At 49.8% G+C, this 25,184-nt stretch carries 20 protein-coding genes and 1 other annotated feature; of the genes, 10 read left to right on the plus strand and 10 right to left on the minus strand.

What is annotated here, in order from left to right:
• The first annotated feature begins 9 nt into the window (after nucleotides 1-9).
• The 7 genes from copA to ybaL all read left to right on the plus strand — a co-directional run bounded on the left by copA (nucleotide 10) and on the right by ybaL (nucleotide 10,369).
• The gene (gene copA / locus CWC46_RS18755; protein ID WP_021015015.1) at nucleotides 10-2,751 is read left to right on the plus strand and encodes a copper-exporting P-type ATPase CopA; all 2,742 of its coding nucleotides are present in this window, start codon (nucleotides 10-12) and stop codon (nucleotides 2,749-2,751) included.
• A gap of 118 nt (nucleotides 2,752-2,869) precedes the next feature.
• The gene (locus CWC46_RS18760) at nucleotides 2,870-3,670 is read left to right on the plus strand and encodes a TraB/GumN family protein (protein ID WP_021015014.1); all 801 of its coding nucleotides are present in this window, start codon (nucleotides 2,870-2,872) and stop codon (nucleotides 3,668-3,670) included.
• Between the two features lie 31 nt (nucleotides 3,671-3,701).
• Complete coding sequence (gene ybaK, locus CWC46_RS18765) at nucleotides 3,702-4,181, plus strand: Cys-tRNA(Pro)/Cys-tRNA(Cys) deacylase YbaK (protein WP_021015013.1); 480 nt, start codon at nucleotides 3,702-3,704, stop codon at nucleotides 4,179-4,181.
• 367 nt (nucleotides 4,182-4,548) lie between these two features.
• Nucleotides 4,549-6,204, plus strand: a complete 1,656-nt coding sequence (gene lldP, locus CWC46_RS18770; protein ID WP_021015011.1) for an L-lactate permease — start codon at nucleotides 4,549-4,551, stop codon at nucleotides 6,202-6,204.
• Complete coding sequence (lldR, locus tag CWC46_RS18775; RefSeq protein ID WP_021015010.1) at nucleotides 6,201-6,989, plus strand: transcriptional regulator LldR; 789 nt, start codon at nucleotides 6,201-6,203, stop codon at nucleotides 6,987-6,989. The genes lldP and lldR overlap by 4 nt, the downstream gene beginning before the upstream one ends.
• Complete coding sequence (gene lldD, locus CWC46_RS18780; RefSeq protein WP_021015009.1) at nucleotides 6,986-8,167, plus strand: FMN-dependent L-lactate dehydrogenase LldD; 1,182 nt, start codon at nucleotides 6,986-6,988, stop codon at nucleotides 8,165-8,167. The genes lldR and lldD overlap by 4 nt, the downstream gene beginning before the upstream one ends.
• Before the next feature lie 519 nt (nucleotides 8,168-8,686).
• The gene (gene ybaL, locus CWC46_RS18785; protein WP_021015008.1) at nucleotides 8,687-10,369 is read left to right on the plus strand and encodes a YbaL family putative K(+) efflux transporter; all 1,683 of its coding nucleotides are present in this window, start codon (nucleotides 8,687-8,689) and stop codon (nucleotides 10,367-10,369) included.
• A 45-nt stretch (nucleotides 10,370-10,414) separates the two neighbouring features.
• Here ybaL and hemH read toward each other — a convergent pair whose 3' ends face one another.
• The 8 genes from hemH to CWC46_RS18825 all read right to left on the minus strand — a co-directional run bounded on the left by hemH (nucleotide 10,415) and on the right by CWC46_RS18825 (nucleotide 18,721).
• A complete protein-coding gene (gene hemH / locus CWC46_RS18790; protein ID WP_021015007.1) occupies nucleotides 10,415-11,377 on the minus strand; it encodes a ferrochelatase in 963 nt (320 codons plus the stop codon).
• Between the two features lie 236 nt (nucleotides 11,378-11,613).
• Nucleotides 11,614-12,258, minus strand: a complete 645-nt coding sequence (gene adk / locus CWC46_RS18795) for an adenylate kinase (protein WP_037381342.1) — start codon at nucleotides 12,256-12,258, stop codon at nucleotides 11,614-11,616.
• Nucleotides 12,259-12,504: 246 nt separating this feature from the next.
• The gene (gene htpG, locus CWC46_RS18800; RefSeq protein WP_173861230.1) at nucleotides 12,505-14,388 is read right to left on the minus strand and encodes a molecular chaperone HtpG; all 1,884 of its coding nucleotides are present in this window, start codon (nucleotides 14,386-14,388) and stop codon (nucleotides 12,505-12,507) included.
• 165 nt (nucleotides 14,389-14,553) lie between these two features.
• Nucleotides 14,554-15,159, minus strand: coding sequence for a recombination mediator RecR (gene recR, locus CWC46_RS18805; RefSeq protein WP_021015004.1), 606 nt, complete (start codon nucleotides 15,157-15,159; stop codon nucleotides 14,554-14,556).
• Nucleotides 15,159-15,488 carry a YbaB/EbfC family nucleoid-associated protein gene (locus tag CWC46_RS18810; RefSeq protein WP_021015003.1) on the minus strand — a complete coding sequence of 110 codons (330 nt, stop codon included), beginning with the start codon at nucleotides 15,486-15,488 and terminating at the stop codon, nucleotides 15,159-15,161. Before CWC46_RS18810 ends, recR begins: the two co-directional genes overlap by 1 nt.
• Nucleotides 15,489-15,529: 41 nt before the next feature.
• The gene (gene dnaX / locus CWC46_RS18815; RefSeq protein WP_021015002.1) at nucleotides 15,530-17,551 is read right to left on the minus strand and encodes a DNA polymerase III subunit gamma/tau; all 2,022 of its coding nucleotides are present in this window, start codon (nucleotides 17,549-17,551) and stop codon (nucleotides 15,530-15,532) included.
• Nucleotides 16,139-16,203 (minus strand) — a sequence feature (DnaX frameshifting element). (Overlaps the previous gene by 65 nt.)
• A 74-nt stretch (nucleotides 17,552-17,625) precedes the next feature.
• Complete coding sequence (apt, locus tag CWC46_RS18820; RefSeq protein ID WP_021015001.1) at nucleotides 17,626-18,174, minus strand: adenine phosphoribosyltransferase; 549 nt, start codon at nucleotides 18,172-18,174, stop codon at nucleotides 17,626-17,628.
• Nucleotides 18,175-18,340: 166 nt separating this feature from the next.
• Nucleotides 18,341-18,721 carry a DUF454 family protein gene (locus CWC46_RS18825; RefSeq protein ID WP_021015000.1) on the minus strand — a complete coding sequence of 127 codons (381 nt, stop codon included), beginning with the start codon at nucleotides 18,719-18,721 and terminating at the stop codon, nucleotides 18,341-18,343.
• A 169-nt stretch (nucleotides 18,722-18,890) separates the two neighbouring features.
• Between CWC46_RS18825 and priC the strand changes: the two genes are divergently transcribed.
• Both priC and rsmS read left to right on the plus strand, forming a co-directional pair.
• Complete coding sequence (priC, locus tag CWC46_RS18830; RefSeq protein WP_021014999.1) at nucleotides 18,891-19,424, plus strand: primosomal replication protein PriC; 534 nt, start codon at nucleotides 18,891-18,893, stop codon at nucleotides 19,422-19,424.
• A 71-nt stretch (nucleotides 19,425-19,495) separates the two neighbouring features.
• Nucleotides 19,496-19,660 (plus strand): pleiotropic regulatory protein RsmS, encoded by a 165-nt coding sequence (rsmS, locus tag CWC46_RS18835; RefSeq protein ID WP_021014998.1) that lies wholly within the window; start codon nucleotides 19,496-19,498, stop codon nucleotides 19,658-19,660.
• Between the two features lie 85 nt (nucleotides 19,661-19,745).
• Here the strand turns inward: rsmS and mscK are convergent, their stop codons facing one another.
• Complete coding sequence (gene mscK, locus CWC46_RS18840; protein WP_037381339.1) at nucleotides 19,746-23,003, minus strand: mechanosensitive channel MscK; 3,258 nt, start codon at nucleotides 23,001-23,003, stop codon at nucleotides 19,746-19,748.
• Between the two features lie 209 nt (nucleotides 23,004-23,212).
• The gene (acrR, locus tag CWC46_RS18845) at nucleotides 23,213-23,854 is read right to left on the minus strand and encodes a multidrug efflux transporter transcriptional repressor AcrR (protein WP_021014996.1); all 642 of its coding nucleotides are present in this window, start codon (nucleotides 23,852-23,854) and stop codon (nucleotides 23,213-23,215) included.
• Nucleotides 23,855-23,996: 142 nt separating this feature from the next.
• Between acrR and CWC46_RS18850 the strand changes: the two genes are divergently transcribed.
• Nucleotides 23,997-25,181 (plus strand): efflux RND transporter periplasmic adaptor subunit, encoded by a 1,185-nt coding sequence (locus tag CWC46_RS18850; protein WP_021014995.1) that lies wholly within the window; start codon nucleotides 23,997-23,999, stop codon nucleotides 25,179-25,181.
• Nucleotides 25,182-25,184 lie beyond the last annotated feature (3 nt).

The raw sequence follows: 25,184 nt of genomic DNA on the forward strand, positions 1-25,184 counted from the left end.
AAAATTATTATGTCTCAAACTATTGTATTATCACTACAGGGTTTGTCCTGCGAGCACTGTATTGGGCAAGTAAAAAAAGCACTGGAAGATCGTCCGGATGTGGAACATGCAGAGGTATCACTAAAGTATGCCAAAATTACCGGCGAAGCAGACAACCACACGCTGATTGCTGCGATAGAGCAGGCTGGCTATAAAGCCAGCCCCGCCACCATACCGGACGTCACCTTGCAGCTTTCCGGTCTGAACTGCCAGCATTGTGTGGCGTCGGTCCGTAAAGCGCTGGAAGCCGTTCCTGATGTTAGTGCAGTGGATGTTTCACTGGAACAAGCGCTGATTTACGGTGACGTAACCCCAGATACACTAGTGCAAGCTGTTGAACAGGCTGGTTTCCATGCCAGCGACACTACAGGTGCTGCTCACCCAAAAACTGAGCCGCTGACACCGATAGCAACTACGCCGGAAATGCTGTCAGCGGCTTCAGTATCCATTCCGGCCATCACTGAAAATACAGATGACGAAGAGAGTATTCAGCTCTTACTGCAAGGTATGAGCTGCGCCAGTTGTGTAAATCGGGTACAACAGGCGCTTGAGAACGTCAGCGGCGTCACCCAGGCCCGGGTCAATCTGGCCGAGCGTAGTGCATTGGTCAGCGGAACAGCATCGCATCAGGCATTGATCGCCGCAGTGGAAAACGCGGGCTATGGCGCTGAGATCATTCTGGACGAAGAGGAGCGACGGGCGCGTCAGCAGCAAACAGCACAGCAAAACGTTCGGCGTTTCCAGTGGCAGGCGGCACTGAGTTTACTACTGGGTATCCCGTTGATGTTGTGGGGCGTTCTGGGCGGTAGTATGACATTAACCGCCGGGAATCGTACTCCGTGGCTGATGATAGGTGTGCTCACACTGGCCGTGATGATCTTTGCCGGAGGACACTTCTATCGCAACGCCTGGCGCAGCCTGCGCAACGGCGGCGCCACCATGGATACCCTGGTAGCGTTGGGGACGGGTGCCGCCTGGCTATATTCCATCACCGTCAACCTCTGGCCGGATAGCTTCCCACTGGAAGCGCGTCACCTCTATTACGAGGCCAGCGCCATGATCATCGGTCTAATTAATCTCGGTCATGCACTGGAGCAACGAGCCCGTCAACGGTCATCTCGTGCACTGGAACACCTGCTGGATTTAACCCCCCCGACGGCACGGGCCGTCACTCCACAGGGAGATCAACTTATCCCACTGGCGGAAGTGAAGAGCGGAATGACACTGCGTCTGACCACCGGCGACCGAGTGCCAGTTGATGGTGAAATTCTGCAAGGCGACCTGTGGATGGATGAAGCCATGCTTACTGGTGAGCCGATTCCGCAACAAAAATCAACCGGCGAGAAAATCCATGCCGGTACACTGGTGCAGGATGGCAGCGCCACCTTTCGGGCTGAAGCGATTGGCAACCAGACTACCCTGGCCCGAATCATTCACATGGTTCGTCAGGCTCAGAGCAGCAAACCTGCCATTGGCCAACTGGCAGACCGAATTTCTGCCGTGTTTGTACCAATAGTGGTCGCGATTGCGCTGATCAGCGGAGCCATCTGGTATTTCATCGGACCACCACCGCAAATCATCTACACACTGGTGATCGCCACCACAGTCCTGATCATCGCCTGCCCTTGTGCATTGGGTTTGGCGACCCCAATGTCCATTATCTCTGGCGTTGGGCGGGCCGCCGAACTGGGTGTACTGGTACGTGATGCGGACTCACTGCAACAGGCCAGTCGACTGGATGTACTGGTATTCGATAAAACCGGGACATTGACCGAAGGGCAACCACGGGTAGTGAAAATCCATACTTTTGGCGACATCAGTGAGCAACAAGCGCTTATCTGGGCGGCATCGCTGGAACAGGGGGCCAATCATCCACTGGCAAAAGCTATCGTCAACCAGGCTGACGGACTGCCTCTCAGTGAAATCACCCAATTTCGGACATTGCGGGGGTTGGGTGTCAGCGGGCAGGCTGATTCGATATCCTTGTTATTGGGCAATCCGTCACTGCTAAGCCAACATCAGGTTGCACTTACCACCGTCCAACCTGATGGGTTATCACCTCAGCAACGCTTGCAGCAGCAGGCAGAGCGTGGCGTTACCCCGGTGTTGTTGGCGGCGAACGGTCAAATCGTTGCACTGTTCTCGATATTCGATCCACTGCGCCAGGATAGCGCAAGTGCGTTACAGCGCCTGCATCAACAGGGATATCAATTAGTCATGCTGACGGGAGATAACCCGGTGACCGCCAACGCGATTGCCAAAGAAGCCGGTATCGATCAAGTCATCGCCGGAGTGTTGCCAGACGGCAAGGCGGATGCGATTAAAGCCTTACAGGCACAGGGTAAACGCGTTGCCATGATTGGTGATGGTATCAACGATGCACCAGCGCTGGCTCAGGCAGATCTGGGAATCGCCATGGGCGGCGGCAGTGATATCGCTATCGAAACGGCCGCTATGACGCTAATGCGCCATAGTTTGCATGGCGTGGCCGATGCTCTGGCGCTATCGCGCGCTACGCTGCGAAATATGAAACAAAACCTTATGGGAGCGTTTATCTATAACTCGCTGGGTATCCCTATCGCTGCCGGCGTGCTTTACCCCATTACCGGAACACTACTCAGTCCGGTCATCGCCGGAGCAGCCATGGCACTCTCTTCCATCACGGTAGTCAGCAACGCTAACCGATTGCTGCGTTTCACTCCCCGCTCCTGATGTAAACACCTGACCACTCAAGGGTGGTCAAACAAACTCTCTCTTTTCGGTCTAATACCGATACAACTTGTCCCTTGATGCGTTTAGCATGGGGAGATCATCACAGGAGACAATGCGTATGAGGCAACTGCTACGACAAATGGCGACATTTCTGGGTTTTATCTCTCCAGGAGACTATGCCTACCCCGCCGTCGATGTTCAGGTAGCAAACCAGCGGCAATTTCATCTGGTGGGCAGTATTCACATGGGAACTATTGATATGTCTCCGTTGCCCGTTGAATTACGTCGGCAACTGCAACACGCTTCAGCACTGGTGGTAGAAGCCGATATTTCAGACCAAAGCTCGCCATTCAGCGATATTGAGAGCGAACCACCGCTGGCGGAGCGGCTGGATACAAAAACCGACGCGTTATTGAAAAAATTATGTACCGAGTTGACTTTCAATTATGACAGTATTGAACATCTCCCCGCCTGGCAGATAGCCTTAATGCTACAGGCTCGGCAGGCCCTGATGCTGGGATTGCGGCCCGACTATGGTATCGACTATCAGTTGATTACGGCGGCCAGAGAGCAAGGGTTGGAAATTATTGAACTGGAAGGTCAGCAAGCACAGGTAGGATTGCTACAACAATTACCACATGGCGGGGCACAACTGTTAGAAGACACATTAATCCACTGGCACACCAACGCCCGGCTACTGCAAACCATGGTGAGTTGGTGGTTAAACGGCAAACCCGTTTTAACTGGACAGATTCCGCCTACATTTGGCAATGAAATGTCGGAACTGTTAATGAATCAACGTAACCGTCACTGGAAACAACGGTTAATAACGCTGCCTCCCGGGCAGTATGTCGTGGCCGTCGGTGCACTTCATCTGTATGGCGACGGCAACCTGCCCCAATTATTACAGACTCATTGAACAACCTATCCCATGTAAGGACCGTGACATCATGACTCCCGCAGTAAAACTGCTTGAGAAGAATAACATCACCTTTACGCTTCACAGTTACCATCACGATACTGATGAAACCAATTTCGGTGAAGAAGCAGCAAGCAAGCTTGGCCTGGATAAGCAGCAGGTCTATAAAACACTGTTGGTCGCATTAAACGGCGATGCAAAAAAACTGGCGGTGGCTGTCACCCCCGTCGCTAGTCAGCTGGACTTGAAAAAAGTGGCAAAAGCGCTGTCCGCCAAAAAAGCCGATATGGCCGACCCACAAATTGCCCAACGGGTTACGGGCTACCTGGTCGGTGGGATCAGCCCGCTGGGTCAAAAAAAATTACTGCCTACCGTGATTGATGAAATGGCACAACAGTTTGGCACCATTTTTATTTCCGGGGGAAAACGCGGTCTGGATATTGAACTGGCCGCATCAGATCTCGCGCATCTGCTGAAAGCCAATTTCGCCGACATCGCCAAACGAGACTAAAAAAGTTGGTAGCCGAGGGTTTCGCGGCCAGTGGACTCTCGGCTACCGCTTCGTAACACAGTAGCGGATAACGTTCCCCCGTCACACAAAGCGTATCATCGGACCACGCTGCACAGTCACCGTTAAATCACGGTTTTTCAGTTCTGCCTGACGATCACCGATCCCTTCTGACATCAGCCCTCATATTGGTCCTACCAATCAAATCGAAAATGTGACCGTTTTGGGCATAACGACAAAAAAAACAACACATCCATTGCCATTTGTTAACACTGGATCAACGATTGGTCATCATTTGTCTTACATCACAAGATTGGTCCTACCAATCAAGTAAGAAATAATAAGTACATCACGTTCTGGAGATACCTGCATGCAAGTCTGGCAACAAGTCTACGATCCGGTCGGTAACATCTGGCTATCAAGCCTCATCGCCGCCATCCCGATTCTGTTTTTTTTCTTCGCGCTGATAAAGCTCAAACTTAAAGGCTATATGGCAGCTACCTTTACTGTGGCTCTCGCCCTACTGGTAGCACTTTTTTTCTACCACATGCCGGTTGACCGCGCTGTCGCCTCGGTGGCTTACGGTTTCTTCTACGGCCTGTGGCCGATTGCGTGGATCATTATCGCTGCTGTGTTCGTCTACAAAATCTCGGTAAAAACCGGGCAGTTCGACATCATCCGCTCATCAATTCTCTCCATCACCCCCGACCAACGTCTGCAAATGCTGATTGTCGGCTTCTCCTTTGGAGCGTTTCTTGAAGGGGCCGCTGGCTTTGGCGCGCCAGTCGCGATCACCGCCGCACTGCTGGTGGGACTGGGTTTTAACCCGATGTACGCCGCCGGGCTGTGCCTGATTGTCAACACCGCCCCCGTCGCGTTCGGTGCCATGGGCATCCCGATTACCGTTGCTGGTCAGGTCACCGGATTGAATAGTTTTGAAATCGGCCAGATGGTTGGCCGTCAGTTACCCTTCCTGACTATTATTGTGCTGTTCTGGATCATGGCGATCATGGACGGCTGGCGTGGCATCAAAGAGACCTGGCCAGCGGTCATGGTCGCCGGCGGCTCATTTGCCATTGCCCAGTACCTCAGTTCCAACTTTCTCGGGCCGGAACTACCGGATATCATCTCGTCGCTGGTCTCACTGGTATGTCTGACAGCATTCCTGCGCGTCTGGAAGCCAGTGCGTATTTTCCGCTTTGGCGATCTCGGTGCCTCAATGGTGGACAAGACGCTTGAGCGCGGCAACTATTCTATCGGGCAAGTGATTCGCGCCTGGATGCCGTTTATCTTCTTGACCGCCACAGTCACGCTATGGAGCATTCCGCCGTTTAAAGCGTTGTTTGCCTCGGGCGGTACGCTGGCAAACTGGGTTATCAATGTCCCCGTACCGTTCCTCAACGAACTGGTCGCAAAAATGCCACCCGTGGTAGCTAACGTTCTGCCGTACGCAGCGGTCTACAAATTTGACTGGTTCTCCGCCACTGGCACCGCCATTCTGGTCGCCGCGCTGATGTCCATTGTTTATCTGCGTATGAAACCCGCCGCTGCCGTGGCCACCTTTACGGAGACCCTTAAAGAGCTGGCGCTACCAATTTACTCCATCGGCATGGTGCTGGCGTTCGCATTTATCTCGAACTACTCTGGCCTTTCCGCCACGCTCGCACTGGCTCTGGCGCATACCGGCCACGCGTTCACGTTCTTCTCACCGTTTCTCGGCTGGCTGGGCGTGTTCCTCACCGGATCCGATACTTCATCAAATGCGCTGTTTGCCGCGTTACAAGCCACCACAGCACAGCAAATTGGCGTCTCCGACCTGTTGCTGGTGACTGCCAATACCACCGGTGGCGTTACCGGGAAGATGATCTCGCCACAATCCATTGCCATTGCCTGTGCAGCGGTGGGTCTGGTGGGTAAAGAGTCTGAGCTGTTCCGCTTTACCGTGAAACACAGCTTAATTTTCACCTGCATGGTAGGGGTGATCACTACCCTTCAAGCCTATATCTTAACCTGGATGATTCCATGACGCTGTCTGCTCCACGCCTCGCCGACCACTTGGTGGAACAGGTGAAGGCACTGATTCATGAACGAAAATTGGATGCGGGCATGCGCTTGCCCGCGGAACGGCAGCTCGCCACCGAACTGGGTGTCTCTCGCTCATCGCTGCGCGAGGCGATCCAGAAATTGATCAGCGAAGGGGTGCTGATCAGCCGCCGTGGCGGTGGCACCTACGTGCGCTACGAGCGCGAACCCTGGTCGGAACAGCGTATCGTCCAGCCGTTGAAAACACTGGTGGAAAACGACCCCGGTTATCGCTACGACATTCTGGAAGCACGTCACGCCATTGAGGCCAGCACTGCCTGGCACGCAGCAATGCGCGCCACCGAGGCGGACAAAGAGAAACTCAGAGCCTGTTTTGATGCTACGTTGAAATTTAAAGAGAGTGACAACCCAGATTTGGCTGCCCAGGCCGACGTGCGTTTTCACCTCGCTATCGCCGAAGCCTCGCACAATGTGGTGCTACTCCAGACTATGCGCGGTTTTTTCGATTTACTTCAGTCTTCGGTGATGCACAGCCGCCAGCGCATGTACACCGTACCGACCATCTTTGCCCACCTCACCGAACAACATGATGAACTGCTGCGGGCAATTCTGGATGGCGACCCGGAACGCGCGAGCAAAGCCGCACGAGCACACCTCGGGTTTGTCCACACCACCATCAAAAACCTGCACGAAGATGAAGCCCGGCAATCACGCATTACCCGGCTACCAGATGAAAATACCGATGTTAAAAGGAAAGACAAGCCATGATTATTTCCGCCGCAACTGATTACCGCGCCGCCGCACAACGCAGATTACCGCCGTTTCTGTTTCACTACATTGACGGTGGTGCGTATGCCGAGCACACGCTGCGCCGCAACGTGGAGGATCTGGCACAAGTGGCGCTGAAGCAGCGTGTGCTGAAAAACATGTCGGCACTCAGTCTGGAAACTACACTGTTTAATGAGACGCTCTCCATGCCGGTCGCTCTGGCCCCGGTTGGGCTATGTGGCATGTACGCACGTCGAGGGGAAGTACAAGCTGCACAAGCCGCCGCAGACAAAGGCATTCCCTTCACACTGTCCACCGTGTCGGTATGCCCGATTGAAGAGGTTGCCCCAGCCATCAACCGTCCAATGTGGTTCCAGTTGTATGTGCTCAAAGATCGCGGGTTTATGCGCAACGCGTTGGAGCGCGCCAAAGCGGCGGGCTGCTCCACACTGGTATTCACCGTGGACATGCCGACGCCGGGGGCTCGCTACCGCGATGCGCACTCCGGCATGAGTGGCCCCAATGCCGCGCTACGCCGCTACTGGCAGGCAGTGACCCATCCGCAGTGGGCCTGGGATGTAGGTCTGCATGGCCGTCCGCATGACCTGGGAAATATCTCCGCGTACCTGGGAAAACCGACTGGGCTTGAAGATTACATCGGCTGGCTGGCGAATAACTTTGACCCGTCCATTTCGTGGAGCGATTTAGAGTGGATCCGCGAATTCTGGGATGGGCCGATGATCATTAAAGGAATTCTGGATGCTCAGGACGCCCGTGATGCGGTACGTTTCGGTGCCGACGGGATTGTCGTCTCCAACCACGGTGGCCGCCAGCTCGACGGTGTGCTCTCATCGTGTCGCGCCCTGCCCGCCATTGCTGATGCGGTGAAAGGCGATATCACCATTCTTGCCGACAGCGGTATTCGCAGCGGACTCGATGTGGTGAGGATGATTGCGTTGGGTGCTGACAGCGTACTACTAGGTCGTGCGTACCTATATGCACTGGCCACTAACGGTAAGGCGGGGGTGGCCAACCTTCTGAACCTCATCGACAAAGAGATGCGTGTAGCAATGACGCTAACCGGCGCGAAAAACATTAAAGAAATCTCCCGTGAATCACTGGTGCAAGAAGGTCTGCACGATGTTTTGCCGGCTGAAGGCATCGCGGTTAGATTCTGATACATATCCTGCATCTCAAGATGCAGGTTCCCCTTCCCCTTACCGAAAACACCATGAAGGTTCTGGACTGATTCACAAAGTAATCATCGATAAACAGAACCTTTCATGTAATTGCAAGCCATCAGGCATATAACCCTACATTTTCCCATGTAATGACAGTCAGAATATGATCTATCATCGCCGATGTGTCTATAAGCCCATCGTGAAATCATCAATGATTAGATTTACAGTAATTAATTATTCATATAATTCAATTACAAAATAACCAATATACCGATAAATACATGTTATAATTAAAAACATGGTTTAATTAGGATTTATCACAAAATTCTTTTATTTCCCCACATTATGTTTTCCATATACATGTACACTTAATTAATGAGCCTATCCCACAAACGCTTTAATCCTATGCATGGCGTATAAGCGATACAGTAAGGTTGAAAACGACATGAGTCATCTGACCTCATCGGCTATGGAACCTTCGCTCATTCACGTTTATCTATAAGCAAAGGAGTCAGGATGCATGACACAACACCGCTAATATCCACTATGGCTGTAGGTCTGGTACTTGCTTTTCTACTGGGTATTCTGGCGAATCGTTTGCGGATTTCCCCATTGGTAGGCTATCTGCTTGCTGGCGTGCTGGTCGGTCCTTTTACACCCGGTTTTGTAGCTGATGCCAAGTTAGCGATCGAAATTGCCGAATTGGGGGTAATTCTGTTGATGTTTGGGGTTGGCCTGCATTTTTCCCTGAAAGATTTGATGGCAGTAAAATCTATCGCTATCCCCGGCGCTATTGCGCAGATTGCGGTTGCTACACTGTTGGGTATCGGTCTTTCTTCCCTGCTGGGCTGGAGTTTGCCAAACGGATTGGTTTTCGGATTGTGTCTTTCCACTGCCAGTACTGTGGTGCTGCTGCGTTCACTGGAAGAACGCCAACTCATTGATAGTCAGCGTGGGAAAATAGCCATCGGCTGGCTGATAGTGGAAGATTTGGTCATGGTGCTCACACTCGTGTTATTGCCAGCATTCGGCCATATGTTTGAATCGTCGACCACAAATATCTATCAATTACTGTACGATTTAGGCTGGACACTCGGTAAAGTGATTGCCTTTATTACGCTGATGGTGGTGGTTGGTCGTCGTGCTGTGCCGTGGATACTGGCTAAAAGCGCCAGTACAGGTTCACGGGAATTATTCACATTGGCAGTGCTGGCGATGTCACTGGGCATTGCCTTCGGTGCCGTCAAACTGTTCGATGTCTCTTTTGCCTTAGGTGCTTTTTTTGCTGGTGTAGTGTTAAACGAATCAGAACTCAGCCAGCGGGCAGCCCACGACACACTACCGCTGCGGGACGCCTTCGCAGTACTGTTTTTCGTCTCTGTGGGTATGCTGTTTGATCCGATGATTCTGCTCAACGAACCTATTGCCGTACTAGGAACACTATTAATCATTGTATTGGGTAAATCAGTGGCCGCTTTTGTACTGGTGAAACTGTTCGGACACTCTAAACGTACCGCGTTGACGATCTCCGTCAGTCTGGCACAAATCGGTGAGTTCGCGTTCATTCTCGCCGGACTGGGTATTTCGATCGGCTTGCTGACCGAGAATGCCCGCAATTTGGTCCTGGCCGGCGCTATTCTTTCTATTATGATCAACCCGCTGCTATTTTCCTTGCTGGGTCGTTATCTGATGAAAACAGAAACTATCGAAGAACAGATCGTGGAAGAGGCGATTGAAGAGGAAAAACAGATCCCGGTAAATTTATGCAACCATGTGCTGCTGGTGGGTTACGGCCGAGTCGGAAGCTTAATCGGATCACGCCTGCACCAGGCCGGTATCCCGATAGTAGTGGTCGAAACTTCGCGCACCCGTGTCGATGCCTTACGTGAACAAGGCATCAAAGCCATACTGGGCAATGCCACCAGGCCAGACATTATGGACATTGCGCGTCTGGACTGTGCTCGTTGGCTTCTGCTGACCATCCCCAACGGTTATGAAGCCGGAGAAATCGTGGCCGCAGCCCGTTCCAAACGGGAAGATCTGATCATTATCGCCAGAGCGCATTATGACGATGAAGTTAACTACATTACCGAACATGGTGCCAATCAGGTCATCATGGGCGAGAGAGAAATTGCAGACGCCATGATTACGCTACTGAATATTGATGAAGCACAATCGGTAAAAACGTGTCCACTTTAAATCGGAGAACATCAGACGCGAATGCAGCGTCTGATGTTCAGTGCGTCAATTACCCTGTGTAACTAATTGCTCAAACAAATCGATATGCATAGGATCGGCATTCAGTGCAGGAATGTAGGCAAATCGCTCCCCACCCGCATGTAAAAAAACATCCCGGTTTTGTTCCTGAATTTCTTCCAGTGTTTCCAGACAATCCGCAGCGAAACCAGGACAAATGACCTGAATGTGTTTCACACCCTGCGCTGGCAATCCTTTCAACGTCTCATCAGTATAAGGTGTCAACCAAGGCTCACGACCAAAGCGGGATTGATATGTCATCAGCACTCGTTCTTTCGGTAATCCCAGCGCAACAGTCAGCGCGTCAGCCGTCGCCGCACAATGCAGCGGATAGTCATCCCCTTCATCGGCATAACGCTGCGGAATACCGTGAAAAGAGATAACCAGTTTATCCGGCACACCATACTGGGCAAAAGATTGTTCTACGCGATGCTTCAATGCGGCGATATATGCCGGATGTTCCGCGTAGTCACGGATAAAACGGATGGCGGGTATCCGCCGATACTGTTTCAAGAGAGTAGCCAGGCCATCCCATACTGCTGCCGTGGTGGAACAGGAATATTGTGGATAAAGCGGTAAAACCGTTAGCTGAGTGACGCCTTGAGTCAACAAACTATCCAACGCAGAGTGCAAACTGGGTGAGCCATAGCTCATACCTAACGCAACGGGGATGTCCGGCAAGCGTTCAGCCAATGCCTGTTGCTGTCGACGACTAAATACCAGCAGCGGGGAACCGTCTTTCATCCAGACAGACCGATACAATTTTGCCACCCGCGGCGCACGAATCGGCAGGATAATGCCATAGAGAATAGGCCACCAAATCCAACGGGTAAGATCCACAACTCGCCGATCGCTGAGGAATTCGGCCAGATAGCGCTTTATCGCCTGAGGCGTAGGTGAATCGGGTGTTCCCAGGTTAACCATCAGCACACCACGTTTTTCTTGCCTCATTAACGTTATCCTCTTCCAGCTACAGGGCTGGCGTATTGTTTTAAATCCCATTATCAGACCGCTATTGTAGCGAAAAAATCGAATAAAAACGGGCAGACAACATGGTTAAAATCAATACTAGCGATTGCTGAAGCTGATGTAGTGAAAAAACCATAAAAAATGCCAGACATAGTGTCTGGCATCATAATTAACACCGTACCGCATAACGACCGAATAGCAATTTGCGACGATATCTATTAGCCCAGAATACCAGCCAGTTCGGCGCTGACTTCACTCACTTTACGAGTACCATTCATTTTATGGTACAGCGTGTTGCCCGCAGACGCTTCTTTCTGATAGTAGGTCACCAGCGGTGCTGTTTGCTGATGGTATTCCACAAGACGTTTGCGCACAGTATCTTCATGGTCATCCTTGCGGATCGTCAGATCTTCACCAGTGACATCATCCTTACCTTCCACTTTGGGTGGATTGAACTTTACATGGTATACGCGACCTGACGATGCATGAACACGACGACCCACAATACGTTCCACAATCAGCTCATCAGGCACCGCAAACTCGATAACATAATCAACGTTGATGCCCGCTTCTTTCATGGCATCAGCCTGAGGGATCGTACGAGGAAAACCATCCAGCAAGAAACCGTTACGACAATCATCCTGTGCAATACGCTCTTTCACCAAGGCAATAACCAGTTCGTCAGTGACCAACTTACCCGCATCCATAATTTCTTTTGCTTGCTTGCCCAATTCAGTACCAGCTTTTACTGCTGCGCGCAGCATGTCACCGGTGGAAATCTGAGGAATTCCATATTTTTCCATGATGAACTGAGCCTGAGTACCTTTGCCTGCGCCCGGAGCGCCCAGCAGAATAATACGCATCGCGTAAATCCCCTTGCATGTAATTTTTTTAAAATAAATTTGAAAATCGCCAAACCATACCATTCCATGCGCCCATCCTCAAGGAACGGGCTCGGTTCAGCTTTTTTTCGCACATGAAATCATGACCCGTCAGTGCTATAACGGGTGTTATGACAGTGTAGACGATGAATTAATTAACAAGCCAGTAACAATAAAAAAACATTTACGAGACATTGCCCCAGTTGTAAAACCGGGGCAACAGAGGATTTAAGCCGTTAGCAACTGATTCATACGGCGAACAAACTGATTCGGATCATCCAGTGTACCGCGTTCTGCCAGCAGAGCCTGATCCAACAATAATTCCACCCACTCAGTAAACTGAGTGTCGTCGGTAATATCAGATGCCCGCTTCACCAGCGCATGCTCTGGATTCAGTTCAAAAATGTATTTCACTTCCGGTGCCGCCTGGCCCGATGCAGCAAACAATTTCGCCATCTGAGTGCTCATGTCACTAGCATCAGTAGTGACAATCGCTGGCGTATCGGTGAGCCGATGAGTCAGACGAACATCTTTCACTCGTTCACCCAGAAGATTTTTCACACGATCAACAAAAGGTTCCAGCGCTTTGTCTGCCTCCTTCTGCGTGTCGCTTGTTTCATCCGCCAGTTTGTCCAACGCTTCATCCGCCTTGCTGACTGACTGGAAAGATTTACCATCAAACTCCGTTAGATAGCTCATCATCCATTCGTCAATGCGATCGGAAAGCAGCAGTACCTCAATGCCTTTTTTGCGGAACAGTTCCAGATGAGGACTACTCTTGGCTGCGGCGTAGCTGTCGGCAGTGATGTAGTAAATCTTCTCCTGACCTTCAACCATACGGCCGACATACTCTTCCAGCGATACCGTCTGGACAGCGCTATCAGTATGCGTAGAAGCAAAGCGTAACAGTTTGGCAATCGCTTCACGGTTGCTGCCATCTTCTGCCGGCCCTTCTTTCAGCACCAAACCGAACTGTTGCCAGAATTGCTGATATTTTTCACTGTCGTCTTTCGCCAGTTTTTCCAGCATCTGTAATACACGTTTAGTCAATGCGGTACGCAGGTTCTGAGTAACACGGTTATCCTGCAAAATTTCACGGGAGACATTCAGTGGCAGATCATTAGAGTCGATCAGACCACGAATAAAGCGCAGATAATTTGGCATAAACTGTTCAGCATCATCCATGATGAACACCCGCTGTACATAAAGCTTCAGACCGTGTTTATGGTCGCGGTTCCACATATCCCACGGCGCCTGGGATGGAATATACAGCAGACTGGTATATTCCTGTTTCCCTTCAACCCGGTTATGGCTCCAGCTCACCGGATCGGTAAAGTCATGGGCAATGTGTTTATAGAATTCGGTATATTCTTCGTCGCTGATTTCAGACTTGCTGCGTGTCCATAACGCCTGAGCCTTGTTAATCTTTTCCCAGCTTACTGTCGCTTCGCCACCCTCTTCCTTGCTTTCAGTATGGGACTCAATCTCTACCGGCAAAGCGATGTGGTCAGAGTATTTGCTGATGATGGAACGCACGCGCCAACTGTCAAGAAACTCGTCTTCACCTTCACGCAGATGCAACGTAATTTCCGTGCCACGCTCTTCTTTGGTGATATCGGCGATGGTGTAATCCCCTTCGCCCGTGGATTCCCAGAATACCCCTTGATCAGGGCTAGTACCCGCAACGCGAGTGCGGACAGTGACTTTATCCGCCACAATGAATGCAGAATAAAAACCGACACCGAATTGACCAATAAGCTGGCTATCTTTTACCTGATCAGAGCCCAACGACTCTAAAAAGGATTTAGTGCCTGATTTGGCAATTGTTCCCAGATTATCAATGACCTCGTCGCGGGTCATCCCAATACCGTTATCGGCAATAGTAATAGTCCGTTTTTCTTTGTCAGTAGAAACTCGCACCCGCAACTCGCCATTGCCTTCATACAGTTCAGCGGCAGACAACGCACGGAAGCGTAATTTATCAGCCGCATCAGAAGCATTGGAGATCAATTCACGCAGGAAAACCTCTTTATTGGAATAAAGTGAATGGATCATCAAATGCAGCAACTGCTTCACTTCAGACTGGAACCCGCGGGTTTCTTGGCCTTTCATACTCATTGTGGCTTACCTCAATATCTGTTTTATTCCGACTGATTAAACAAAGATGAGCATGAGGTGGGGATAAAACAGTGGGATTTCAAGGGAGAAACGAGAAATTAAACGTAGAAAATAGTAAGTGTATGACAGCCGCCGGCCAAAACGCCGACAGCCACAAGATCAAAACGTGATTGGATGCCGTCCTGCCAGCGAATGAGATAAGGTAGTACCATCCACCATTTCCAATTCACCACCGACTGGAACACCATGAGCAATACGGCTGGCCATAACACCATACTGTGAGCACAACTCGGCAATGTAGTTTGCCGTAGCGTCACCTTCGACTGTCGGATTGGTCGCCAGAATCACCTCGCTGATAGATTCCGTAGACAAACGCTCTTCCAAACGCCCCAAACCGATATCATCAGGACCTATGCCATCCAAAGGTGAAAGGTGCCCCATCAACACGAAATAACGCCCGGAAAACTGACCTGTCTGTTCTATTGCATGGATATCAGCCGGACTTTCCACCACACAGATTTGTCCTGTTTGCCGACGACGCGGATTAGCGCAGATAGTACAAACATCCTGTTCGGTAAAGGTACGGCAGTCGGCACAATGTCCGATTTCAGACATCGCACGGGTCAACGCCTGCGCCAACCGCATACCACCGCTGCGATCACGCTGCAACAGATGGAATGCCATACGCTGCGCCGACTTCGGCCCCACGCCAGGTAAACAGCGCAGGGCTTCCATCAACGACTCAAGAAGTGGACTAGTCTGCATCAGAACGGCATTTTGAAGCCCGGTGGCAACTGCATACCACCGGAGACTGACGCCATTTTCTCTTTCTGCGTTTCGGCGATACGGCGTGCCGCATCGTTAAATGCCGCAGCGACCAGATCTTCCAGCATTTCTTTGTCGTCTTCCATCAGGCTAGGGTCAATTTCCACACGACGGCAGTTATGAGCACCATTGATAGTCACTTTCACCAGCCCGGCACCCGACTCCCCCGTGACTTCCAGATTGGCAATCTCTTCCTGCATCTGCTGCATTTTCTCCTGCATCTGCTGGGCTTGTTTCATCAGATTGCCTAAACCACCTTTACCAAACATATCGCTCTCTCTATCACTTCGGGCTGCCTATTCAGCAGCAGTTAAACGGGGCGGATACTTTCTTCGTCCAGTTCCGCGTCAAAGAAACGCCGCAGCGTTTGAATATTATTGTCCGTCATAATGGACTGACGAGCCTCGGTCAGCATCTCTTCATAGATAACCTGTCGCCACTCCAGCGGTGTATGCACCGTAAGGTCATCATCTTCAACTACGGTCAGCACTATCGGACGACCGTAGTGTGCCATCAATGCCTCTGCTAGCGTTTTTTGCGCCACAGCACTATTCAGGTGGCGCAGAGAAGAACGCAGATGCAACTGCACAACACCCACTTCCGGCTCTTTTTTAAAAGCATTCAATGCCAGCTGTTGTACCAGTTTTGGCAACGTCAGACTGTGGACTTCCGCCGCCCAGGCATCCCTTTCTATCGATTCTTCAACCAGACGAGCCACCAATTCCGGTGTTTTCTCATGTTCCAATGCCGAACGCAATGCCTTGGGCGTTGTCGTGACATTTTTCTCTACCACTTCAATTTTTTTCTGTGCTCGCCAGCGATAAGCTTCCTGCTTTTTCTGCTCCGGCTGTGCGGTTTCTTTAGCAGACATCTGCTGCTGACCACGCTCAGCCACGGAAGCCAGACGCTCCAGTGCCGAGGTTACCGGCCGCGTTTTACTGAACGCCGCCGCTTCACTCTTTTTTGGTGGAGTTGCCTCTTGCTTGCGTAACAGTTGGCTACGAGCTTGCAACAGTTGCGCGGTAGAGTCAGACAGCTCACTACTGTAGTTGTCGTTTTCCGGACGGCTCCCCGCAGGCTCGGGTTGTTCAGTTGTAGCAGCTGGCGCCGGGTTTTCTGACGGCGCCATCGTCCGGGGGTGATTTTCCATTCGCGACATTGAAGCCGCTGGCTGATGTGGAACAATCACTGGCTCTATGGCCGAAGGAGTCGATGTAGAAACCGGGGCCTGGGATTCAATGACCTGATTGGGATGAAAAGCCAGCGCCCGCAGCAGCGTCATTTCTACCCCCATACGGCGATCTGGCGCATATGGCAATTCTTTGCGGCCAATCAGCAAAATTTGATAGTAAAGCTGAACATCCGCTGGTGGTAACACGCGGGCCAAATCTCGCAACCGTGGCGCCACCATCGCATAATCGTCACCCAATGCGGAAGGCAGTAGCTGCACCATCGCGATACGATGCAGAATGGTGAGTGTTTCTACCAGCAGCGACTCCCAATCAACCCCGCGGGAAGCCGCCTGCGCCAACAGCATCATGACCCGTTCACCATCCGCTTTCACCAGTGCTTCAATTAACGCCAGCGGTTGTTCATCATCCAATGTCCCGAGCATCTGGCTTACCGCGGCTGTCGTCACCTGCCCCTGTCCAATGGCAATCGCCTGATCGGTCAGACTTAATGCATCACGCAGGCTACCATCAGCCGCACGGGCCATCAGTTGTAACGCCCGCGGCTCAAAAACCAGTTGTTCTTCCTGCAGAACATGTTCCAAATGTGCGCGAATTTGTTCAACATCCAGCGCTTTCAGATGAAATTGCAGACAACGTGACAGAATGGTGATCGGCAACTTTTGCGGGTCGGTGGTAGCCAACAGGAATTTAACGTGGGCGGGAGGTTCTTCCAATGTTTTCAACAGCGCATTAAAACTGTGGCGTGACAGCATATGCACTTCATCGATGAGATAAACTTTGAAACGACCGCGCGCCGGGGCATATTGTACGTTATCCAGCAGGTCGCGGGTATCTTCAACTTTTGTACGTGAAGCCGCATCAATCTCAATCAGATCAACAAACCGCCCTTGTTCGATCTCTCGGCAACTGTCACACTGACCGCAAGGTGTCGCAGTGATGCCCATGTCACAATTCAGCCCCTTTGCCAGCAAACGCGCGATGGTGGTTTTTCCCACACCGCGAGTGCCAGAGAAAAGGTAGGCATGGTGAATCCGGCCTAGGGAAAGACCGTTAGCCAACGCCGTCAGCACATGCTCCTGACCAACCACATCAGCAAAGGTTTGGGGGCGCCACTTACGGGCAAGAACCTGATAGCTCATCAATACCGCAACAGTTGAGTTATTGAAGAGGTGATGCTAACACAGTCTCGCCACTATCGGCGAGACTGTTATGCTTAATGTCCGGGGAAGTCAACCAGGCTGTAACAGTTCACGCCTATGCTTTCAAGACGCTGGCGGCCACCCAAATCGAACAGATTGATAATAAACGCCGCATCAGAAACCTGCCCACCTTGACGGCGAATAAGTTTCACAGTGGCTTCAATTGTGCCGCCTGTAGCCAACAAATCATCAATCACCAGCACCCTATCACTGGAATCAATTGAATCTGCATGCATTTCCAGCGTATCGACGCCGTACTCCAATACATAGCTTTCACTGACAGTAACACGCGGCAGTTTACCTGGTTTACGCACTGGAACAAATCCTACGCCTAACGCCAAAGCTACCGGAGCACCAAACAAAAAACCACGGGCTTCAGTACCCACAACTTTGGTAATCTCAGCATCCCGATAATGCATTACCAGCATCTCAATACTCATTGAGTATGCCTGAGGGTTTTCCAACAGGCTCGTGACATCCCGGAACAATATGCCCGGTTTAGGGTAGTCTCGAATACTTTTGATACTATTTTTAATTAATTCTGGTTGCAGTGATACGGTCATGATCTTGTGCCTGATAAAACGTTCTGTTTACTGAATAACCCGCTGCGGACCTTCGCTTCATCAATAATAAAGCGCCATTTACCGGAAAGAAGGAAAGTGGTGATCTACACACGAAAACGCCCAAATCTAGTCAAAGTGCTCGGTAAATGCAACCGCCCCACCAAAATCAACTCGTCTTTTGTTGCTCAGGATCAATAACGGGCAGGCGTAGCATAAAAATCAGCAACACAGCCAAAATAGCCAGTAGCAAGCCTCTGACCCAGGTAATTTCCACCATCCAGAGTGATAAAACAAATGTTGCTATAATTACAGCAATCGCTTTTCCTTTCACCCGTGGTGGCAAAGCACGATGTTGCTGCCAGTGACGAAGATAACCGCCAAACAAAGAACGGTAAAGCAACCAATGATGAAAACGTGGCGATGACCGAGCAAAACACCAGGCAGCCAGTAGCAGGAAAGGTGTCGTCGGCAATAACGGTAATATCACGCCAAATGCCGCTAGAATCACCGCCAACCACCCGATGACGATCAGAAATCCACGATACATGCACACCTCTTTTCTAAATGATAACTACCCGCATTTAACTTTATCATCACATTTGGCTTTTTACCGGATAATATCCTCTGTACTGTAAAGGCTGAAATAGGACCTACGTATTGTATCTATCGGGATTAACAGGCAAGCTTGCCGCCCATGCCAATGGTGAGGAAACTGTGTGAATACGCAAACATTGTTGCAAGCGCTGGAACACCAGATAACAACCCTGGCGCAGGAAATCGCCTCTGTTGCCACACATCCCGCTTCACAATCTCGGTTTGATCGTCAGTTGTTCAGCTGTTACGGCACTCGATTAGGCGATTATCTGCATGAAGTACAACAAAACCATCAGCATCTCCGGCAATATGTTGCGGAAAAACGCACCGAACGAGTAGCATTTATGGCGGAAAAGCTGTTGGCGCAAATCACTGCGCTACAACGTGAATTAGCGACGCAGCAATTACGCCAGCAAGAACCAACTTCTGCTCCACCGAAGGATCTTTACCATAAACTATCCGAACATCAAGGTTTTGAGCGCCGTTTGCTGGCAATGATTCAAGATCGTGAAAGCCTGTTATATCAACAAACTACACTCAGCGAACAACAACGACTGCAAAAAGAATTGGCTGCATTGGAAGGTCGTCTCTTACGATGCCGGCAGGCATTGTCTCGTTTAGAAAAACAGATAGAGCGGCGGGAACAGGGCCACTAAATCTCGTGGTATCAGGCAATATCTGCTATATCTAAAAACCGGACTTAGAGCAATAGGAAGGTGGACTCACTATGTCACTGGAAAATGCAGCTCCCGAAGTCAAGCTGGCGGTAGATCTCATTATGTTGTTAGAAACCAACCATATTGAGCCTGAAATCGTGCTGGCTGCGCTGGATATTGTACGCAGGGATTATCAGCAAAAAACACAGCACAAAGAAGACAGCATGGCAAGATAAGATGATTTGCTCCGCCGGAGCAAGATTGCCCTTTCTTGCTCCGACAGGCTCTGGCTTATTCAACATTCAGACTATCATCTGGCTGTTAGCGGGAAACTTCTTTAAACTCAGCGCCCTGAGTGTTATGCAGATAAACTTCCAACTGATTGAAAGCAATATTAATATTATTTTCCCGGCACAGGCGATCAATCGCTCGATTGAGTTCATCCACGGTATAGCTGCGGTCACCCAGTTCCCGGACATACAACCGCAGCTCGTGATCCAATGAGCTGGCACCAAACTCCAGGAAAAAAACTAGTGGTTCAGGATCAACCATAACTCGAGGGTTCTCCCGAGCCGCCTGTAACAACACCTCTTTTACTTTCTCCAGATCCGAGCCATACGCCACACCAATACGAATAATGACACGCGTAATCGTATCTGACAGTGACCAGTTGATCAGCCGCTCTGTCACAAAGGCCTTATTGGGGATGATGACTTCCTTGCGGTCGAAATCCGTAATCGTGGTGGCACGAATACGGATTTTGCTCACTCCCCCGGAAAACGAACCAATGGTGATGGTGTCGCCGATGCGCACCGGACGCTCGAACAAAATAATCAGACCAGAGACAAAGTTGGCGAATATCTCCTGCAAGCCGAAACCTAATCCGACAGATAATGCTGCCACCAACCATTGCAGCTTATCCCATGATACGCCCATTGAACTTAAAGAAGTTGCGGCACCGATGATCGTAATCAGATAAGTCAACATTGTGGTAATGGCATAGGATGTCCCCTGACGTAGTTGGAGTCGGGAAAGAACCAGTACCTCCAGCAAACCGGGGAGATTTCGGGTCATCACATAAGCCACAGCAATAATCAACAATGCGACCAGAAGATTACCCAGTGTCACCGCCTGCAAAACACTACTGCCAGCAACAGAGGTGTTGTAGTGCCACAACGTAATGCTGTCCAGGTAAGAGAATACGGTGATCAGCTCTGACCAAATCCAGTAGAACGCCACGGAAAAAATAAGCAACATCACCATCGTGGCCAAACGCAACGACTGTTGACTGATCTGCTCTAGCGCCAGAGGTGCTTCTGGAACTGGCTCACTGCCTTCCGCGCCCTCTTTAGCCATATTCTGCCGTCTTGCCAGCGCGCGACGATAAGCCAGACGCCGGGCCGCAACACTGAGTCCTCGGATTATTGTCATATAAACAGTATTCCATACCATCCATAGACAGAGTGTTTCTATCCAGCGTGCCGATAGTCGTAAGGTAGTATAGAAATAACCATTGAACATCAAGCCAATCAGGAATAGCGGCATGAGAACAATGGCAGTCACAATGATAAGCCTGGCAGTATGACGCTCTTTTTCACGCCAACTGTCTCGGCACAACGGGAAAACCAGAACAGTCAGCAAAATCAGGTTACAAACGATAATAATCTGCCCAATAACATCGTCAGCCAGATAAAGTGGCATTTTATCGCCGATCACTGACCAAAAAACCAGCGGTAGTAATGCGCTCCCCAGCCTCACCGTTTGTCGGCGATAATGCGCGCAACGTGAGGACGGAATACTAAAATGGCGTTCACAAAGACCACCGGGTTTCAAGCTGATATAAGTCATCCCGAATACCAGCCAGAGCAACGCTAGATTTTCACTCAGTAGCCAGGAAAAACTGCTGATCTGGCTATCCATCTTTTTCAACCATATCCCCAAGGTAAGAATAATCAGCACCCCGGGTAAGGTTTTTAACACAACCAGCAGAATAAACTGCGGCGTGTGAAGCTGACTGTCTCGCTTAAGCTGACCGACATCATCCGACAGCTTGTTCATGTAGTTATCAATCGCCTTGCGTCGCCAATAAATCAGCCCGATAGCAAGCAATGATGGCACCACAAACAACAGTGATTGCAGTGTGCCCTGCAATAATTGTGCTGGCTTCAGCGTCAGATGCAGATCATTTACCTGCTGCTTCAGTGCTGATGGCAAATCTTCCAGCCAGCTCCAATCCATTGGTTTATTGCTGTTTACCCAGAAGATCTGCTGCGTTAACGTGTGCTGCAAAGAGGTATTAATACCCAGTAACTGCTGCCTGTTGATTTGTAGGTTTATAGCCAACATCAGTTGATTACCCAGTTGCTTATTGAGCTGATCAAGCAACTCTCTTCGCATGTCCAGCACTTGTCCCAGAGCATCGGTTACTTCCGCATCAACCGGCTTATTACTACGTGCTAACAATTTCTGGATATATTCATCTCCGCGAAATAACACATCACGTTGCTGATTAATATCGAATTGCTCAAGACGTAAGTCAGCAATCTGCGCACTCATGTCACTCAGTGAATCAGCAGAAGGCAGGTTAAGCTGCTGCTGATAGAGAATCCGCGATAATAACAAACTGCCTTTTAATACTGTCACCTGCTCTTTCAGATTACGCTCAGACTGAGAGGCGCGATCCAACCAGTTTTTTACCTGAATAGTTTGCTGGACCAGCGTATTGCTCTCTTCGGTAGCCTTGATTAAGCGCTGACTAAGCTTTTGATTTATATCCATTTCTGTTTTCACTAATGGATTTTCTTGGATGCGTTGTAAATCTTCGGAATTTTGCGCTTCTTTGGCTGTTTTTTCAGAAAGGTTCAGACGCTTGCCATTAATAATGCCTTGCAGTGCCTGAACCATGCGTTCCAGTTGGTTAATTTGTGCCGCAGTATAATCACGCTGTTTCTGTAATAAATCCTGCAAGGTCGTATTCACCTCCAGGCTTTTACGTTGCTGCTCCATTTGCAACGTCACCAGAACTTGCTCTGCCTGCAACAATACCTGCTGACTTGAACGCAAAGGCGCTTGATTCGAGTCCAATCCATTGAGTTGGTTACGTAACTTCTGGCTACGCTGCAAAGCAGCAACCAGAGCGCTTTGTACACGCTCTGGTTGAGTTTGCAGAGAAATTAACTGACTGTTGTAGGTAGAAAGGTTTTCCTGAGCAGATTGTAAATCATTCAGGGTTTCGTTCAAACGTGCTTCGAGCTGTTTGAGGGATAGAGATTCTAATGATTTAGGTACATCATCCTCGCTCGTCGCATTGAGGGCATCCAGATCTCCACTGACCTGTTTTAATTTGGCAGGCGCCTGCGCCGCCTGCTGTTTAAGCTGACTAGTCTCCTGCTTTACCCGATCAATGGTATCCAATACATCAAGAGTTTGTGTTAAATCCTGCTGGGTCAGCTTATCCATCGGCGTGAGGTTTTTTTGTTTATTCAGTATATTCAGCCGATTTTGGATTTCACTATGCGTTGGCAAATCACTTCCAGCTTCCACCGCAGGTGAAAACAAGAGTATGGCAAAACATATCATCGATATGTGTAACATATGACAAAACACAACATCGAGGCGATAATCAGAAAAAACTGAACGAAGACGGAGCGAAACCACTGGCCAGTAAACCATGATACATCATCAAGTTGATGGAAATACTTTAGCTTACCATGACTCGTTACAACAAAGTATGAGGATTGTCAGGTAAAAGTAACACTTTCCTTCACGCATTATTTACCGGCACAGGATCACTCACGTTGACCGCGCAATGCCGGGCTGGTACGAAGCATATCAATTAAAATATCCACCAACAGAGGAGATTCCTGCTTCAGGTTGAAGCTGCTCGGCATAAATAACCAGTTTTCCATGATACCGGAAATATAAGCGCGCGTTACAATAGCGGCCCGCCTCACGTGAAGATTGATAGGCAGTAACCCTTGGCGAATACAGTGCTCCAAGTTTTCTTCTATTTGTAGATAACAATCAAGATACAATTCTTTACGTCCGTTGTATAATGGCGCCATTTCCCCGACAAATTCACACTTGTGAAAGATTATTTCCATCATTGAACGCCATCCTGGATCAGACTCGGTGAGTCTCAGGATATAAATCAGCATTTCTCGCATCACATGCAGTGGATTATTGGGAAATTTTGCCTGATACTCGGTTTTGAAATCAGTAATTTTAGACTCTGCTCGCGCCCAAATTTCATCAAAAAGTTCAGCTTTGTTTTTGAAATGCCAATAAATAGCGCCACGGGTCACACCAGCAGCAATTGCGATGTCAGACAATGATGTAGAAGAAACCCCACACTCAGAAAAAAGATATAGTGCAGCATCCATTATTTGGATTTTTGTTTCCTGAGCTTGTCGTTTGGTTTTTCGTGCCATAGCGCCGCTTTTACAAAAAAGTGCGATTTACATACATTCGAGAATGTATGTAACATAGCATGAGTATAACATTACCGCAGCAATGGGTTTAAAAGCTTGTGATCCATTGACCAATTTCAAATCGGACACTTGAGGTTTATTTATGAACAAAAACAGAAGGCTTACACCTCTGGCAGCAGTGCTGATGCTTTCTGGCGGCTTAATGCTCACGGGATGTGATAATAAAGGGAACCAACAGGGGGCACATCAAAGCCTTCCTGAGGTCGGCATCGTCACGATAGCTGCACAACCTCTCAATATCACAACAGAACTCCCTGGGCGCACGAGCGCTTATCGTATTGCAGAAGTTCGTCCTCAGGTAACCGGTATTATCCTGAAAAGAAATTTCGTAGAAGGCAGCGATGTCAAAGCAGGCTCATCGTTATACCAAATTGATCCTGCTACCTATCAGGCACAGTACAACAATGCCAAAGCCTTACTGTCTCAGGCCCAGGCTAACGCAGCAATCGCTCATCTGACAGTTAAGCGCTATAAACCCTTGTTGGGTACCAATTACATCAGCAAGCAGGATTATGACCAGGCGGTTGCTACTGCTCGTCAGGATGATGCATCAGTAGAAGCCGCAAAAGCGTCTCTGGATTCAGCACAGATCAACCTGGCTTATACGCGGGTGACCGCGCCGATCTCCGGTCGAATTGGTAAATCAACCGTCACTGAAGGTGCGCTGGTTTCCAACGGCCAGTCCACAGCTTTAACAACGATTCAGCAGCTCGACCCAATCTATGTTGACGTAACCCAATCCAGTAACGATTTTTTGCGTCTAAAAAAAGAGATGGAAGACGGCACACTGGAGCAGAGTAATGGGAAAGCCAACGTCCGATTATTACTGGAAAACGGGATTGAGTATGCCCAAAAAGGTACGCTGGAATTTTCTGATGTCACTGTAGATGAAACCACCGGTTCTATTACTCTGCGAGCCGTATTTCCCAATCCACAGCATAACCTGCTGCCAGGTATGTTTGTGCGTGCGCGTTTAGATTCCGGTATAAACAACAACGCCATTCTGGTACCTCAACAGGGAGTAAGCAGAACACCACGCGGTGATGCCACGGTAATGGTGGTGGATAAAGATAATAAAGTGGAAGTTCGCTCGATTGTCGCCACTCAAGCGATTGGAGACAACTGGCTGGTGACATCCGGTGTTAAATCTGGTGATCGCGTGATTGTTTCTGGCCTGCAAAAAATCAGACCAGGCATCCAGGTAAAAGCCCAGGAAGTGACTTCCGATAATACCCAACAACCTCAGGCACAGCCCGCTAAGTCTTAACAG

This window comes from Prodigiosinella confusarubida, assembly GCF_002847015.1.
Lineage (GTDB): Bacteria > Pseudomonadota > Gammaproteobacteria > Enterobacterales > Enterobacteriaceae > Prodigiosinella > Prodigiosinella aquatilis.